This is a genomic window from Corynebacterium axilliensis (assembly GCF_046097495.1).
Taxonomy (GTDB): domain Bacteria; phylum Actinomycetota; class Actinomycetes; order Mycobacteriales; family Mycobacteriaceae; genus Corynebacterium.
On the sequence record NZ_CP175768.1, the window covers coordinates 848,992 to 864,278 of the forward strand.

Below are 15,287 nucleotides of genomic sequence, written 5' to 3' on the forward strand. Positions count from 1 at the left end.
CCTATCATGTAACCCATGACTTATGATGCGCTCGCGTGGCACGAAGATATCCTCGGCCCCAACTTCCAATCCGCACCCCTCGAATTGGGTCCCGACCCCGACGGCGAGGGCGACGTCTGCGCAACGCTCGTCCGCTACTGCCCCAACGGCGATGCGCACGACGATCGCCCGGCCCTAGTGTGGGTTCACGGCATGACGGACTACTTTTTTCACAGCCATGTTGCCGAGTACTTCTACGAGCGCGGCTACGCCTATTACGCGGTGGACCTGCGCAAGTGCGGCCGCTCCCACCGCGCGGGCCAGACCTGGCACTACATTAGTGACCTGCACTATTACGACGCGGACCTGAACGCGACTCTCGACGCCCTCCCCAACCAGAATGTGGTGATCATGGCACACTCCACCGCGGGCACCATCGTGGCGCTGTGGATGGACCGCCTCCGCCGCACCGACCCGGAGCGCTTCCAGCGCATCTCTGGAGTCGTATTTAATAGCCCGTGGCTGGCGATGATGGGAATGTCGAACTCCGTCTACGAGTTGGCCAAGCACGCAGTGTACGCCGGCGTCAAGGTAGCCCCGCGCCTGGAAATTCCCGCCGGCGACCTGACCACGTACGGCGAATCGGTACACGTCACCGAGCACGGCGAGTGGGACTTCGACCTAGAGATGAAACCCATGGGCGGCCACACAAAGTACCTGGGGTGGGTCGCTGCGGTGTTCCGCGGCTTCGACGCGATTCACTCCGGACACGTCGATATGGGGGTGCCGCTGCTCACCATGACCTCGGGCCGCTCCGAACTGGGTAAGGAGTACTCCGAATCCACGAACACGGCCGACGTCATCGTGGACGTGAAGCAGAGCCAGCGGTGGGCCAAGGAGCTCAGCTCGCACTACACGCTGCACCCGATTCCGGATGGCCGCCACGATCTATTCTTGTCGCGCCCCGCCCCGCTGGAGGAGGTCTTCACCACCACCGAAACATGGCTGCGCACCATCCTGCCGGAGGACTAGGACGCCGGAAAAGAGCGAAATAAGAGGGAATAAGAGAAGGAACAGCCGTTCCGTATCCTGTGCGCGCTCTGTCCTCGCGTTGCCTACCGCGAGCTCTGCCTACAATGTCCCCTATGACTAACGCAGAGCATTTCGACCTAGTTATTATCGGCACCGGCTCCGGCAACTCCATTCCTTCCCCCGAGTTTGATGACCAGAAGATTGCCATCATCGAAAAGGGAACGTTTGGTGGAACCTGTCTCAACGTGGGCTGCATCCCGACCAAGATGTATGTCTACGCTGCCGACGTCGCACTAGCCGCGCGCACCGGTGAGCGCTTGGGGGTCAGCGCCCACGTCGATTCCGTGGATTGGGACGGTATTGTCTCCCGTGTCTTCCACAACCGCATTGACCAGATTGCGCAGGGCGGCGAGGCGTACCGCCGCGGCGACGAGACGCCCAATATTACGGTCTTTGATCAGCACGCCCGATTCATCGGGCCAAAGACACTACAGGTGGGCAACGACGTCGTCACCGGAGACCAGATCGTCATTGCCGCAGGCTCGCGCCCAGTGCTGCCAGAGCCGTATGCCAGCGCAGACGTTCCGGTCCACACCAACGAGGACATCATGCGCCTGCCGAAGCACCCCGAGAGCCTCATCGTCGTCGGCGGCGGCTACATCGCCATGGAATTCGCGCACGTCTTTGATGGCCTGGGTACCAAGGTAACGGTGATCAACCGCTCCGAGACACTGCTGCGATTCCTGGACTCGGACCTCAGCGCCCGTTTTAACGAGATCGCGCGCGAGCGCTTCGACGTCCGCATTGGCACCGGCACGTCGCTGGAGGCAGCCGGCTCGGGCGTTCGACTTAAGCTCGATACGGGCGAGGTGCTCGAAGCCGATGCCATCCTTGTCGCCACCGGGCGCCGCCCCAACGGCGACCAGATGGACCTAGACAACAGTGGTATCGAGATGCACGAGGACGGCCGCATCAAGGTCGACGAGTATGGCCACACGACGTGTGAGGGCGTGTGGGCCCTGGGGGATGTCTCCTCGCCCTACATGCTCAAGCACGTGGCCAACGCGGAGCAGCGCGCAGTGCAGCACAACCTGCTACACCCAGAGGATCTGCAGCCCATGCCCCACGAGCACGTCCCCGCCGCCATCTTTACGCACCCACAGATTGCAACGGTGGGCCTTACAGAGGACCAAGCCAAGGAGCAAGGCTACGACGTTGCGGTAAAGGTTCAGCGCTTTGGGGACGTGGCCTATGGATGGGCGATGGAGGACTCCACCGGCCTGTGCAAGCTCGTCGCCGACCGTGCCACTGGCAGGCTCCTGGGCGCGCACCTCATGGGACCGCAGGCGTCAACGCTTATCCAGCAGCTGATTACCGCCATGGCCTACGACATCGACATGCGCGAGTTCGCTCGCTCACAGTATTGGATCCACCCGGCGCTGCCAGAGGTCGTAGAAAACGCTGTCCTGGGATTGGACTGGTAGTTACCAACCCGTTACGTGACTTATTTCACGAAGAAACTTTTAGCCCTGCCCGCTTTCAGGCAATATGCCCGCTACCGCGCACTTTACCCACCGCAACACTGTCAGAGAATTCTCAGAAAATAGCTCCATTCGGGGGTAAAGAAGCGGCTTGGCGAAAATATACCGCAACATAACGTGCATTCCGTCTGGACGTTCGCTAGGTTTTACACAGACACCGACGAGCCGATGCTCTCACCGGCTCATGTGTGTTTTGGGGATACTCCTTTTCATCCCTATCCCTGTGAAACGAGGTCTTTCCTCCGGAAAGGCCTTGGACGTACGACTTTAAGGACTTTTGATATGCGTATCCGCAATGCAGCCGTCGCCGGCGCTACCGCTCTCGCACTGACCTTCGGCGGCTCCACCGTCGCTTTCGCTCAGGACGCCGCTCCGACCAACGTTGAGAACCAGTCTAAGACCGCTCCGAACGGCAAGGCCGATACGACCCCGGAGGATTACAAGGCTTCCCTGTCCTCCAAGGTTGGCAACTGGTTCGGCAAGGAGGACATCCACTCCGAGGCCAACGGCCAGGCCATCTTCGGTTCTTCCAAGCACGAGAACTGCGATGCCGACGAGACCGAAGCTGAGTGCGAGACCATTGCTGACCAGCCGAACTGGGCAAAGACCGCTTACGGCGTGGGCGTTGCAAGCGCCGTCGCTTCTGTCATCGGCCTCATCGGCGTTGTGTACAACTTCTTCGTTCACGGCCCGTCCTTCTAAGACAACGCGACCACCCAAATATCCCCGAAAGGCATAATTTCCATGCGTAACTTCCGCACCGCTGCTGTTGCTGCTGCAACCGCCGTTTCCGTCGCATTCGCCGGCTCCTCCGTTGCTTTCGCCGCTGAGGGCGAGAACGAGGACAACCTCTCCTCCGTCATCTCCTCCGCTGGCGACGAGGTCAAGGAGAACAAGGACGAGGATGCTACCCTGTCCTCCAAGTGGGGCGAGGCCCTCGACGCTGACAAGGGCGTCACCGGCGCCGACAACTTCGGCAAGGAGACCGACCCGAACCGCGCACCGTGGGCAAAGGTTGCCACCGCTGGTCTGTACACCGCAATCGGCACCGCTGTTGCCAGCGCCCTGGTTGCTGCATACAACTTCGCTGTGTACAACCACATCGTTCCGGCCCACGTTCTGGACCCGATCTTCCGCTAAACACTAGCGCGAACTATGCGCCCGCTCCTTCCCTGGGAGCTGGGCGCTTTTCCTTTGTCTAAATTGCGCACGTCTCCTCCCCTGCTTCCCTACTTTTGCCGGGGACGCGAGATGCACGAAGCCGGCTAACCCACTAGCTCTGTGGTGGGTTAGCCGGCTTTATGCTGTCGCCACAGCGGCGGAGCGCCTCAGAGATGCGATGTGTCTTAGTTGAGCTCGCCTGGCAGCGTGAGGATCTCGTTGCCGTCCTCGGTGATGACGATCGTGTGCTCGAACTGCGCGGAGAACTTGCCGTCGGTGTTCTGGACGGTCCAGCCGTTATCCCAGATCTCGTAATCCAGGGAGCCCAGGTTGATCATCGGCTCGATGGTCAGTGTCATGCCCGGCTCCAGGATATCGCGGTAGGTCATCGAATCGTAGTGAAGCACCACAAGGCCATTGTGGAAGGTCGGGCCAACGCCGTGGCCAGTGAAGTCGGTAACCACGTTGTAGCCAAAGCGGTGGGCGTAGGACTCGATGACGCGGCCGATGACGTTGATCTCGCGTCCCGGCTTCGCCACCTTAATGCCGCGCATCATGGCTTCCTTGGTGCGCTCCACCAGAAGCTTGTGCTCCTCCGAGACGTTGCCGGCGAAGAAGGTGGCGTTGGTATCGCCGTGCACGCCGTTCTTGTACGCGGTGACGTCGATGTTGACAATGTCGCCGTCCTCAATGACCGTGGTGTCGGGGATGCCGTGGCAGACAATCTCGTTGAGGGATACACAGCAGGACTTGGGGAAGCCCAGGTAGCCCAGAGTCGACGGGTAGGCGCCGTGGTCACACATGTACTCGTGAGCCACGCGGTCAATCTCATCGGTGGTCACGCCAGGTGCTACGGCCTTGCCGGCCTCCTGCAGGGCGTTGGCCGCGATCGTGGAGGCCTCACGCATGGCCTCAATGACCTCAGGCGTCTGCACAAAGGGCTCGCCCTGGGCTTCCTTGACCGAGTCCTTCCACACGTACTCCGGCCGCTCAATCTCCTTGGGAACGGTGCGGATGGGGGTGTCTTTTTCTTGCTTCAATTTTGCGCGCGTACTCATGGTTTACCATGGTAGCCCGCTGCCCCACAGGGCAACAAAGCCCGGCCGCTATTCGGCGGCTGGCGCCGGCGCCGGGTGGTCCTCGGCGCGGTGCGCGTCCAGTTTCTGCAGGAAGTCGTCGGTAATGTTCACCGAAATCGTCGACCCGCCGCCAAACACCACCAACGTGGCGAAGGCAAGGTCGTCATCGCGGTAGCCGGTAAACCACGCGTGGGAGCCGCCGTTGATCTCGGCCTCACCGGTCTTGCCGTAGATGGTGCCGCCGGCCTTCATGCCGGATGCTGTACCGCCGACGACCACCTGGCGCATCATGTCACGCACCTGGTTAATCGTCTCCTCGCTGGGCGGGTCTACCTTTTCCGAGGCCTTGGTCTCATGGGTTTCCACCAGCGTGGGCACCGGGGTCTTGCCCGCTGCGACTGTGGAGGAGACAAGTGCCATGCCGAAGGGACTCACGAGGTCGAGGCCCTGGCCGTAGCCGGATTCGGTGCGGTCGAGCGGAGTATCGCCTTCGGGGATACTACCCGTAATCGTCGACAAGCCTGGCACCTCGTAGTCAATGCCTAGGCCGTACTGCTTTCCGACGTCCTGCAGTTCGCCCTTCGCCAGGTTGGTCGAGATGTCAGCGAAAGTGGTGTTGCAGGACTGTGCGAAGGCCTGGCGCAGCGGGACTGAGCCGAGGGAAAAGGCGTTGTAGTTGGTCACCGTGCGGCCGTACAGTTCCATGGTGCCGGGGCACGGCACGATCGATTCGGGGGTCAGGCCCTGCTTGTCCACGCCCGCAGAGGCGGTGATGATCTTGAACACCGAGCCCGGCGGGAACTGTCCCGCCAAGGCGATATCGCCCTTCTTGTCCGCTTCCGGGGTCTGCGCCACCGCGAGAATCTCGCCCGTGGAGGGACGCATGGCCACGATCATCGCCTCGCTGGCGGAGTGCTGATCCACGGCCTCCTGGGCAGCGCGCTGCACGTCGTAATCCAGGGAAACCTTGACGGCGGGTGCGGCCTCGGGGGCGTGGTACTCAACGTCTGACAGTGCCGCGCCGTGCTCATTCACCACGGAGACGGACCAGCCGTTGGTGCCGTCGACCTCCTCGGAGACCATGGACCGCACGCGCGAGAGGATGTCGGGTGCCAGGCCCGCATCGCGGGTCACCAGCGCCGGCTCCTCGTTGAAGCGAATCCCCTTCTCCCCCTCCAGGGCGGGGCGCAGGCGACCGACCTGCGCATCACTGAACATGGCGACCGAATAGGAGCCCTCCGCGCCTTCCAGGTTCTTCGCCAGCTCGCCCGAATCCATCTCCGCGATGGACTCGTCGTCGGCGTGAGCTTGCTTCAGCGCGCTGGAAATTTTGGCCGCCAGCGGGCGGACGTCATCAACCGCGTCGGTATCAACAACCAAGCGGTACTGCAGGCCCGGGGACATCAATTCCACGCCGTCCGAGGAGACCACGCCGGCGCGCTTGGCGGCGACGGAGCGCAGCTCGAGATGCTGATGCGCGCCCAGATCCGGGTGCACGATGCTGGGCTGCCACCGCACCGTCCAGTCCTTGTCCTTGCGCGTCAAGGCCATGGAGGTGTCGTAGCTTAGGGTGCGCTCGCGCGGCAGATCCCACGTCACGGTGTAGTGCGCAGTGGCGCGAGCGTCTTCTTGGTCCACCCCGGTCAGCTCCACGTCGAGGCCTTCGGCCTGGAGACCGGCAAAGGTGGCGTCGAGCGTGCCAGTGGCGGTCGCGGGATCGTCGACAAGCGCGGCGAGATCCTCGTTGTTTCGGGTCTCTACGTCTTCGAGGAATTGCTCCGCTACGGGTTCTGCCGAGACCGGCTTCGGGGTGCAGGCGACCAGCGACGCCCCCGCCATGCTTGCCGCGCTGAGCACCGCCACCAACTTCTTCATGAGTGCGCAGCGTAGCAGGTAAGGACGGCCCTCAGGCCGCCCCACACCGCAGAAGGTGCTTACTGGGTGACGCGGACGTCAGCCTTAGCGCCCTCGACGGCTTCCAGGCCCTGCTCCTCGGCCAAACGCATGGCCTCCTCGATGAGGGTCTCCACGATCTTGGACTCCGGCACGGTCTTGATGACCTCACCCTTGACAAAGATCTGGCCCTTGCCGTTGCCGGAGGCCACGCCGAGGTCAGCATCACGGGCTTCACCCGGGCCGTTGACCACACAGCCCATGACGGCCACGCGCAGCGGGAACTCCATGCCGTCGAGGCCCTCGGTGACCTCGTTGGCCAGCTTGTACACGTCCACCTGGGCGCGGCCGCAGGACGGGCAGGAGACGATCTCCAGCTTGCGCGGGCGCAGGTTGAGGGACTGCAGGATCTGGTCTCCGACCTTGATCTCCTCCACCGGGTCGGCGGAGAGGGAGACGCGGATGGTGTCACCGATGCCCTCAGCCAGCAGTGCGCCAAAGGCGACGGAGGACTTGATGGTGCCCTGGAAGGCCGGGCCAGCCTCGGTCACGCCGAGGTGCAGCGGGTAGTCCGACTGCGCGGCCAGCTGGCGGTAGGCCTCCACCATGATGACCGGGTCGTTGTGCTTGACGGAGATAGCGATGTCACCGTAGCCGTGCTCCTCAAAGAGCCCGGCCTCCCACAGGGCAGACTCCACGAGCGCCTCCGGGGTGGCCTTGCCGTACTTTTCCATGATGCGCTTGTCCAGCGAGCCGGCGTTCACGCCGATACGGATCGGAATACCCGCGTCACCAGCGGCCTTGGCCACCTCCTTGACGCGGCCATCGAACTCCTTGATGTTGCCCGGGTTAACGCGCACTGCGGCGCAGCCGGCATCAATCGCGGCGAAGATGTACTTGGGCTGGAAGTGAATATCCGCAATCACCGGAATCGGCGACTTCTTGGCAATGGCCGGCAGGGCCTCTGCGTCCACCGTCTTCGGGCACGCCACGCGGACGATATCGCAACCGCTGGCGGTGAGCTGAGCAATCTGCTGCAGGGTGGCGTTGACGTCGTGCGTCTTCGTGGTGGTCATGGACTGCACGGAGATCGGGTGGTCAGAGCCCACGCCCACTGAGCCAACCATGAGCTGGCGCGTCTTGCGGCGCGGCGCCAAGGTGGGAGGTGGGCCGTCAGGAATACCAAGACCGATGGGGGTCGACATGTGCGCTCCTTTAAGAATTGGGGTTAACGCCCCTACTCTAGCACCGCTGGGAAATCGCCTCCCAGCAGGTGCGTCGGCCCGGTCCAGCCAAAGAGTCCTAACCGAAGAGCCGCACTGGATTGACCACGTCCGCGATCATGATGAGCGCGCCCACGGCCATGAGGAGGAAGGCAAGCACGTACGTCACGGGCATGAGCTTGGTGTAGTCCGCCGGGCCCTTAGCCTCTTTACCCATGAGGCGGCGCACGGCATCCCGGATCTTCTCGTAGGCAATAACGGCGATGTGTCCGCCGTCGAACGGCGGCAGCGGGATGAGGTTGAACAGCGCCAGGAAGAAGTTGAGGGTGGCAAGCATCATGAAGAAGGAGGACCACAGGCTGCGCTCCACCAGCTCGCCGCCGACGCGGGAGGCCCCCACTACGGACATGGGACTATTGACGTCGCGGGCCTGGCCAAAGATGGAGGCCACAACTCCTGGAATCTTCGCTGGGAATTGGGCAATACCGCGCACCGTGGCGTCCAGGACGTAGACGGAGTAGCGGGCGGTAGCCGGGAAGGCGTCGACGAAGGAGTAGCTCTCCACGATGTCGATGACCTGGTTGGTCATGCCGATCGCGCCGGCGTCAACCAGCTCGCCCTCAGCATTGAGGCGCTTGACGGTAGCCAGCGGGATATCGAAGTCACGCACGGCCCCGTCGCGTTCCACCTCCAGTATGACGGTCTCTCCCGGGTGCGCCATTGCTACGTCGCGCACCTGAGCAAAGGACTCCATGGGCTCCCCGTTGAGAGCCAACACGATATCCCCCGGCTCCACGCCGGCCTCGCCCGCTGGGCCGAGACCCTGGCACGGCTCGAGCTTGCCTTGCGCGTTCTGATCCGCCGCGCACGCGACCTCGCCGACGCGCGGGCGCACGTCCGCATCCGGGTTCGGCAAGCCCGTGGTCATAGCGATAATCAGCAGAATGATAAAACCCAACACCAGGTTGACGGCGATGCCGCCGGCCATGACGAGCACACGCTGCCACGCCGGCTTCTTGTACATCGCGTGCGGTTCCTCTTCCTCAGTGAGGAACTCGTCCTGGGCCGTCATGCCGGCGATATCGCAGAACCCGCCCACGGGAATAGCCGCCAGGCCGTATTCAGTGTGGCCGCGGCTGAACGACGCCACGCGGGGGCCGAAACCGATAAAGAAGCGGCGCACGCGCATCCCGAAGGCGCGGGCGGTGAGCATGTGGCCGGCCTCGTGCAATGCCACGGTGATTCCGATGCCTAAGGCGAAGAAGATAATGCCCAGGATGTTTGCCATTGAAGTGGGGGCTTTCTAACGAGCGAGCGAATCCACCAACGCGTTGGCGCGCCGGCGGGCCTCACCTTCCACGGCGAGGACGTCATCGACGCTTGAGGGTACACCAGCGAACTTTTCAGCCTGATCCAAGACCTGGCTGACCACATCAACGATTTCCGGGAAGTGGATGCGACCGGCCAGGAAGGCGGCGGCCGCCTCCTCGTTGGCGGCGTTATACACCGCGGCATGGGTACCGCCCGCCGCGGCCGCCTCCCGGGCGAGACGCACCGCGGGGAAGGCCTCGTCATCGAGCGGCTCGAAGCGCCACTCGTGCGCCGTGGAGAAGTCCAGCGCCGGCTGGGCGCCCGGCACGCGGCGCGGCCAGTCCAGTGCCAGGGAGATGGGCAGCTTCATGGACGGCGGCGAGCACTGCGCGATAGTGCATCCATCGGTGAAGGTCGCCATCGAGTGCACGATGGATTGGGGGTGGACGGTGACCTCGATGCTCTCCGGGGAGACGTCGAAAAGCAGCGTGGCCTCAATAAGCTCCAGCCCCTTGTTGACCAGCGTGGCGGAGTTCAGCGTATTCATCTGCCCCATGGACCACGTGGGGTGCTGGGCTGCCTGCTGCGGGGTCACGTCCCACATCTGCTCGCGGGTCCAGCCGCGGAAGGGACCGCCCGAGGCAGTGAGCACCAGGTGATCCAGTTCCTTCCTGCTGCCGCCGCGCAGGCACTGCGCCATGGCAGAGTGCTCGGAATCCACGGGGATGATCTGCCCCTCGGCCGCAAGCCGGGTCACGATGGAGCCGCCAGCGACGAGGGATTCCTTGTTCGCCAGGGCCAGCAGCTCGCCCTTTTCCAATGTTGCCACCGTGGAGGCCAGGCCCATGGAGCCCACCAGAGCGTTAAGCACCTTGTCGGCGTCCACCGCACGCACGAGCTGCTCCGCGGCATCCGCGCCGGACAGGACGCTGCCACCGAGGGCCTCGGAGACCTCCTTCGCGGCCTCAGGCCGGGCTACGGCAACGTGGTCAAACGAAAGGTTGAGGGCGCGGGCTTGCTCGATCACCAGCTGCGGATTCGAGCCGCCCGCGGCGATGCCGACGACGGTAAATTTATCCGGATTGTCTGCGATAACCTCCAGTGCCTGGGTGCCAATCGAGCCAGTGGAGCCGAGAATAAGAATGCGTTGGGTACTCACTCGCTCCACCCTAGCCCGAATAGCGCGCACCGGAGAAGAAACCTGCGGGGGTGTTTGATCGCGGTTATGGGCCGGATGTTTTAGAATATGGCAGAGAATAACTGGCATTTCGTGCGCTCACGCGGGTGAGCTGCGTGTACAGACAAAGGAGAGCAAGTGTCTTCCCACAAGCCGGCATCGCAGGTTTTCGACGGCGTTTCTACTGACGACGTTCCGTCCGCAGGTTTTGGTTGGTCTCGTATCAGCCGTTCCGGCGTTCAGATCGCCGGCTGGGTGTCCGTCCTGTTCCTGCTGGCCTACAACTTTGGTAACCACAAAGGCCACGTGGAAACCGTCTGGCTCATCGCCCTTGCAGTTCTTATCGCCCTCGGTTTGGTGATTTACGCTCTGCAGCCGAAGCTCTCCCAGGTGCGCACCCTGACCGCCCGCAACCAGCCGGTGGGCCACCAGGAGCCGGACTGGGCTTACGAGCAGAAGACCGTGGGCAACGTTTACGCGCAGCTTACCGACGATGAACTGCGCGCCCTCAACATTGAGCCTTCCCGCGTTGCTCACCTGCGTGGCGGCGTCAACGCCGGCACCGCCGCATCTGCTGTGACCGGTCGCCACACTGCCAAGCCGGTGTCCCACTAAGGACTCATCAGGCTTCTTGAGCCGCTGATACAGCACGCTCCCCCGCACCCCACATTCTGAATGTGGAGGCGGGGGAGCTGGCGTTTTGGAGAGGCTCGCTGGGGAGACTAACTCACGTAGCGATTGACCTTGGCGTAGATTTCGGGCACGCGCTTGTCGGCGTAGTTGCCAGCCAAGCGCCACACCACGGCATAGACCGCCGCCGGCAACGCCAGGGACACGAGCAGCGCGATGTACAGTGGCAAGCCTTGCTCGTATGCCAGGACGGAGAGGATGATGCCGGGCAACGCCGGAATCCACGCCAGGAGCATTCCGGCAAAGGCACCGACGAACGCGCCCGCGGAGAAGCTGGACTTGTCGTTCCAGCGGTTCTGGCCGGGCTTCGACAGCGGGTACGGGTTGAGCACTGTCAGCCCCAGGCTGATCGCAGCCGTGGAGATGAAAAATCCGATACATACCGCAACTGCCAGTATCGCGGTGGTAGTGTCACCGCTGAAGACGATGACCACCACCGCCAGCACGAGGTACGCCACACACGGCAGCACCACGTGCGCCAGGTGGCGCGCGTAGAGGATGACGCGCGGGCGCACAGGCGCAACCATGGACACCCAGTTCGACGGGCCGTCGAAGCCATAGTCATTGCTCAACAGGGAGGACATCATGATGGCAGCCATGCCCATCATGAGGAAGGCCACGAAGTCCTCGCCCTTCCACAGCTGGTAGAGGGTGAAAACTATAAACAGCGGCAGGGCCGCCATCGTGCCGACGAGGCGCCTATCGCGACGGATGTAGCGCAGTGCGCGGGTAAATTCCATCGCCCCCGGGCTGGAGTAGGACCACGCGCCGAGCTCGAATTTCACCACGCCCTTCCCGGTAGCCTTCGGGGCGTGGTCGACACTCGCCTCCGGGTTGCGCATGAGCCGGGCGACCTGGCGGGCCCAGACCCACACCAGCACGCACAGAGTAAGCGCCGCGATGGCGAGCTGGGCTAGGGCGGTGAGCAGGTGGCCTTCGGCAAGCGCCAGCGCCCACCCCACCGCCGCGCCGAACGGGGTCCATGCGGCCACTGCGCCCATGGCCTCCGGCGACGGCAGGTTCTCCAAGACGGAGTCCAACTGCAGCATGCCGAACACCAGCAGGCCGACGACAATCATCACCGCCGCCTGGACTGCGGTCTTCTGAGAATTGGCTATCGCGGAACCGATAAAGGCCACGCATTCGCCGAAGACGATGGTGGTCACGCAGGCCAGGAGCATGCCCAGGGCGAAGGGGATCGCGTACAGTCCCGCGCCCTGCAGGGACAGGATAACCGCCCCCGCCACCGCGTAGACCACGGAGATGAGCACCGACAGAATCGCGCGCGTGGTAAGCAGGCTGGCCCAGAACAAACCCGGGTACACCTCGCGCGGGCGAAGCGGCAGCGCCCCCAGGGTCGCCGGCGAGAGCTGGGTCTCCCCCGCCGGCATGAAGATGGCCAACGCCACATAGACAACCATGCCTGCTGCCACGCCCAGCGTCAGGGCCTGGAAGCCGTGGCCCGGCTGAGAAATGTCGGCCCAGGCCATCAGCAACAGACTGACCAGGCCGATGAAGCCGTATAGGGCCATCACCAAGGCCATCATGATGGCCGAGGCATTCGACGTTACGCTGCGCCACCACAGCGTGCGGTGAAGACGAAACAGCGTGGAGGTCATGATGCGGCCCCCTCCGGCCCCTCCGCCGCGCGCGGCGCCGAGCGCAGCCAGCCAAACTGGGAGGCATCCAAATCCTGGCCGCCCACGGCCGCGATGAAGACGTCGGTGAGGCTGCGGCCTTGGCGCACTGCGTCGACGTGCCCAGCAGTGACGACCTCACCGCCGCTGACCACCGCCACGTGATCGCACAGACCCTCCACCAGCTCCATGACATGGGAGGACAGCACCACGGTGCCGCCGCGGGAAGCGTAGGCGCGCAGGAGCTGCTGGATGAGGCGGCCGGAGACGGGATCCACGGCCTCCAGGGGCTCATCAAGGACCAGCACGTCCGGATCATGCAGCAGGGCGCCGGCCAGCAGAATCTTCTTGGTCATGCCGGCGGAGTAATCCACGATGCGCTTGTTGGCGGCGTCGCTCAAGGAGAGGGCATCGAGAAGCTCCTGGGCGCGGCGCAGGGATTCCGCCCGATCCAGCTTGCGTAAGGCGCCAAGGTAGTGCAGGTACTCCGCACCGGTGAGGCGATCAAATACAGGCGCGCCATCCATGAGGAGGCCCATCGACTGCTTTGCCGGGATGGGGTTCTCCCACACGTCGTGCCCCGCGATGAAACTCTGCCCGCCGTCGGGGCGCTGCAGGCCACAGGCCATGGTGAGCATCGTGGTCTTGCCTGCGCCATTGGGCCCCACGACGCCATAGATGGACCCACGGGGAACATCGAGGCTGAGGTTGTTGACGGCTACGTGGTCACCAAACGTCTTGCGCAGCCCCCGGACGGCCAGTGCCTGGCTGCGCGGATCTGGGGCGAGGTCTTCTCGGTAGGGAGTGGTCATACCCACCAACACTACCAACCGGCGGGCAACGCCCAGCTAGAACCGCGTCCTTGTTAGAACATTGTTATCAGTAAGCTAGGCAGTTTCGCGCTCATCGGCGGCGAGCTGGCCACAGGCCGCAGCAATCTCATCACCCTTGGTATCGCGCACCGTGCATGGCACGCCCTGGGCAATGACGCGGCGGACGAACTCGTCCTGGCGGGCCTTCGGTGCAGCATCCCACTCGGAACCCGGAGTGGGGTTCAGCGGGATGACGTTGACGTGCACCTTGGAGCCTAATGCCGCGTGCAGTTTCTGCCCCAGCATGTCTGCGCGGAAGTCTTGATCATTCTTGTCACGGATCAGCGCGTACTCGATGGACACGCGGCGGCCGGACTTATCGGCGTAGTACTTCGCGGCGTCGAGCACCTCAGAGACCGGCCAGCGGTTATTCACCGGCACCAGCGAATCACGCAGCTCGTCGTCCGGAGTGTGCAGGGACACCGCGAGGGTGCAGGCCAAGTCCTCGTCCGCGAGCTTGCGGATAGCCGGGGCCAGGCCCACGGTGGACACCGTCACGTTGCGCTGGGACAGGCCGAAACCGGTGAGATCCTGGCCGGTGATCTGGCGCACCGCCTGGACTACGCGCTTGTAGTTGGCCAGCGGCTCACCCATGCCCATGAACACCACGTTGCTCAGGCGCCCGCCCTCGGCCTCCATGAGGCGCGCGGCGTGGCGGAACTGCTCCACAATCTCCGCGGTGGACAAATTGCGATCTAGGCCGCCCTGGCCGGTGGCGCAGAACGGGCAGGCCATGCCGCAGCCGGCCTGGGAAGAGATACACAGGGTGGCGCGGCCCGGGTAGCGCATGAGCACCGATTCCAGCATGGTGCCGTCGTGCAGGCGCCACAGGGACTTGGTGGTCTCCCCGTCATCGGTAGAGGTCTGACGGACGGGCGTCATCAGTTCCGGGAACAACCGCTCTTGCACGACCTCACGCGCGGAGGCGGGAATGTCCGTCATCTCGGACACGTCCGCGGTGTGGTGAACGTAGTAGTGCTTGGCCAACTGCTTGGCACGGAACTTGGGCAGGCCAAGTTCGGCGAGCGCGGCGATGCGCTCGTCCTCAGTCAGGTCCGCGAAGTGCTTCGGGGGCAGCCCGCGACGCGGGGCGGAGAAGTTCAATTTCAGTGGTTCAGCCATGGTGCAGCCCATTTTCCACGTTTTGGGGCTTTTTATCCAATTGAATAGCGCCCTGAGTGGCGGAAGTGACATCTTGGACGATTTAATAGGACTATGACGAATCCAGAAAAGCATTCTGCAGACCTGCCCGCAGACGGCATCACGCCGGACACCACCGATTACACCACCGCTAGCGAACCGACCTATTCCGCCCCGGACGCCACCACGCCAGTAAACACCGAGACCACCGGCGCGGTGGAGACGGCGCCCAGCTCCGTCGAGTACGACACGGCCCAGGAGGAGTCCGGCAAGGTGAAGGGGTCCTTCGCAGCCAGCACCTGGATCGCCCTGATCGTGGGCTTCCTGCTGCTCATCGTGCTCATCATCTTCATCCTCCAGAACCAGCATGAGGTGCCTATGAACTTCCTCAACTGGTCCGTGGAGTTCCCGGCTGGCGTTACCTACCTCATCTGCGCCATCGCCGGTGCGCTCATCATGGCGCTCGTCGGCGGCTGGCGCATGTTTGAGCTGCGCCGCCAGGTGCGCAAGCAGGGCCACCGCTAGGGCGGCGTTAGCAGGGCGCCTTAAGGG

Annotated in this window: 14 protein-coding genes; 6 read left to right on the plus strand and 8 right to left on the minus strand. The window is 63.6% G+C overall.

The features are described from left to right. Positions 1 to 15: 15 nt before the first annotated feature. The 4 genes from ACKFR8_RS04125 to ACKFR8_RS04140 all read left to right on the plus strand — a co-directional run bounded on the left by ACKFR8_RS04125 (position 16) and on the right by ACKFR8_RS04140 (position 3,692). On the plus strand, positions 16 to 1,011 hold the full coding sequence (locus ACKFR8_RS04125; protein WP_408930641.1) for an alpha/beta hydrolase: 996 nt from the start codon (positions 16 to 18) through the stop codon (positions 1,009 to 1,011). Between the two features lie 104 nt (positions 1,012 to 1,115). Further along, positions 1,116 to 2,495, plus strand: a complete 1,380-nt coding sequence (gene mtr, locus ACKFR8_RS04130; RefSeq protein WP_408930642.1) for a mycothione reductase — start codon at positions 1,116 to 1,118, stop codon at positions 2,493 to 2,495. Between the two features lie 339 nt (positions 2,496 to 2,834). Further along, complete coding sequence (locus tag ACKFR8_RS04135; RefSeq protein ID WP_408930643.1) at positions 2,835 to 3,254, plus strand: hypothetical protein; 420 nt, start codon at positions 2,835 to 2,837, stop codon at positions 3,252 to 3,254. 42 nt (positions 3,255 to 3,296) lie between these two features. Next, positions 3,297 to 3,692: a hypothetical protein gene (locus ACKFR8_RS04140; RefSeq protein WP_408930644.1), complete on the plus strand. Its 396-nt coding sequence runs from the start codon at positions 3,297 to 3,299 to the stop codon at positions 3,690 to 3,692. Positions 3,693 to 3,898: 206 nt separating this feature from the next. On the opposite strand, the gene map is transcribed toward ACKFR8_RS04140, so the two are convergent. From map to dxr, 5 genes are all read right to left on the minus strand, one after another. Then, positions 3,899 to 4,771 carry a type I methionyl aminopeptidase gene (map, locus tag ACKFR8_RS04145; protein WP_408930645.1) on the minus strand — a complete coding sequence of 291 codons (873 nt, stop codon included), beginning with the start codon at positions 4,769 to 4,771 and terminating at the stop codon, positions 3,899 to 3,901. 48 nt (positions 4,772 to 4,819) lie between these two features. Then, positions 4,820 to 6,667, minus strand: a complete 1,848-nt coding sequence (locus tag ACKFR8_RS04150; protein ID WP_408930646.1) for a penicillin-binding transpeptidase domain-containing protein — start codon at positions 6,665 to 6,667, stop codon at positions 4,820 to 4,822. 59 nt (positions 6,668 to 6,726) lie between these two features. Continuing rightward, positions 6,727 to 7,890: a flavodoxin-dependent (E)-4-hydroxy-3-methylbut-2-enyl-diphosphate synthase gene (gene ispG / locus ACKFR8_RS04155; RefSeq protein ID WP_296130738.1), complete on the minus strand. Its 1,164-nt coding sequence runs from the start codon at positions 7,888 to 7,890 to the stop codon at positions 6,727 to 6,729. Between the two features lie 97 nt (positions 7,891 to 7,987). Then, positions 7,988 to 9,196, minus strand: a complete 1,209-nt coding sequence (locus ACKFR8_RS04160; protein WP_408930647.1) for a M50 family metallopeptidase — start codon at positions 9,194 to 9,196, stop codon at positions 7,988 to 7,990. A 15-nt stretch (positions 9,197 to 9,211) separates the two neighbouring features. After that, a complete protein-coding gene (gene dxr / locus ACKFR8_RS04165; RefSeq protein ID WP_408930648.1) occupies positions 9,212 to 10,378 on the minus strand; it encodes a 1-deoxy-D-xylulose-5-phosphate reductoisomerase in 1,167 nt (388 codons plus the stop codon). Between the two features lie 156 nt (positions 10,379 to 10,534). On the opposite strand from dxr, the gene ACKFR8_RS04170 reads away from it, so the two are divergent. Beyond that, positions 10,535 to 11,011: a DUF2631 domain-containing protein gene (locus ACKFR8_RS04170; protein ID WP_296130727.1), complete on the plus strand. Its 477-nt coding sequence runs from the start codon at positions 10,535 to 10,537 to the stop codon at positions 11,009 to 11,011. A gap of 107 nt (positions 11,012 to 11,118) precedes the next feature. Here ACKFR8_RS04170 and ACKFR8_RS04175 read toward each other — a convergent pair whose 3' ends face one another. The 3 genes from ACKFR8_RS04175 to rlmN form a co-directional block, all read right to left on the minus strand. Beyond that, complete coding sequence (locus ACKFR8_RS04175) at positions 11,119 to 12,705, minus strand: ABC transporter permease (protein ID WP_408930649.1); 1,587 nt, start codon at positions 12,703 to 12,705, stop codon at positions 11,119 to 11,121. Next, the gene (locus ACKFR8_RS04180) at positions 12,702 to 13,535 is read right to left on the minus strand and encodes an ABC transporter ATP-binding protein (protein ID WP_408930650.1); all 834 of its coding nucleotides are present in this window, start codon (positions 13,533 to 13,535) and stop codon (positions 12,702 to 12,704) included. The genes ACKFR8_RS04175 and ACKFR8_RS04180 overlap by 4 nt, the downstream gene beginning before the upstream one ends. 75 nt (positions 13,536 to 13,610) lie before the next feature. After that, positions 13,611 to 14,717 (minus strand): 23S rRNA (adenine(2503)-C(2))-methyltransferase RlmN, encoded by a 1,107-nt coding sequence (gene rlmN / locus ACKFR8_RS04185; RefSeq protein WP_408930651.1) that lies wholly within the window; start codon positions 14,715 to 14,717, stop codon positions 13,611 to 13,613. A gap of 93 nt (positions 14,718 to 14,810) precedes the next feature. On the opposite strand from rlmN, the gene ACKFR8_RS04190 reads away from it, so the two are divergent. Further along, positions 14,811 to 15,260: a LapA family protein gene (locus ACKFR8_RS04190; protein WP_408930652.1), complete on the plus strand. Its 450-nt coding sequence runs from the start codon at positions 14,811 to 14,813 to the stop codon at positions 15,258 to 15,260. Positions 15,261 to 15,287: the final 27 nt, after the last annotated feature.

Bases quoted from the DNA above. Each gene is read 5' to 3' on its own strand.
- ispG (WP_296130738.1), bottom strand. From the start codon at position 7,890: ATGTCGACCCCCATCGGTCTTGGTATTCCTGACGGCCCACCTCCCACC.
- ACKFR8_RS04175 (WP_408930649.1), bottom strand. From the start codon at position 12,705: ATGACCTCCACGCTGTTTCGTCTTCACCGCACGCTGTGGTGGCGCAGC.
- ACKFR8_RS04135 (WP_408930643.1), top strand. From the start codon at position 2,835: ATGCGTATCCGCAATGCAGCCGTCGCCGGCGCTACCGCTCTCGCACTG.
- map (WP_408930645.1), bottom strand. From the start codon at position 4,771: ATGAGTACGCGCGCAAAATTGAAGCAAGAAAAAGACACCCCCATCCGC.
- rlmN (WP_408930651.1), bottom strand. From the start codon at position 14,717: ATGGCTGAACCACTGAAATTGAACTTCTCCGCCCCGCGTCGCGGGCTG.
- ACKFR8_RS04140 (WP_408930644.1), top strand. From the start codon at position 3,297: ATGCGTAACTTCCGCACCGCTGCTGTTGCTGCTGCAACCGCCGTTTCC.
- ACKFR8_RS04125 (WP_408930641.1), top strand. From the start codon at position 16: ATGACTTATGATGCGCTCGCGTGGCACGAAGATATCCTCGGCCCCAAC.
- ACKFR8_RS04160 (WP_408930647.1), bottom strand. From the start codon at position 9,196: ATGGCAAACATCCTGGGCATTATCTTCTTCGCCTTAGGCATCGGAATC.
- ACKFR8_RS04150 (WP_408930646.1), bottom strand. From the start codon at position 6,667: ATGAAGAAGTTGGTGGCGGTGCTCAGCGCGGCAAGCATGGCGGGGGCG.
- mtr (WP_408930642.1), top strand. From the start codon at position 1,116: ATGTCCCCTATGACTAACGCAGAGCATTTCGACCTAGTTATTATCGGC.
- ACKFR8_RS04190 (WP_408930652.1), top strand. From the start codon at position 14,811: ATGACGAATCCAGAAAAGCATTCTGCAGACCTGCCCGCAGACGGCATC.
- ACKFR8_RS04180 (WP_408930650.1), bottom strand. From the start codon at position 13,535: ATGACCACTCCCTACCGAGAAGACCTCGCCCCAGATCCGCGCAGCCAG.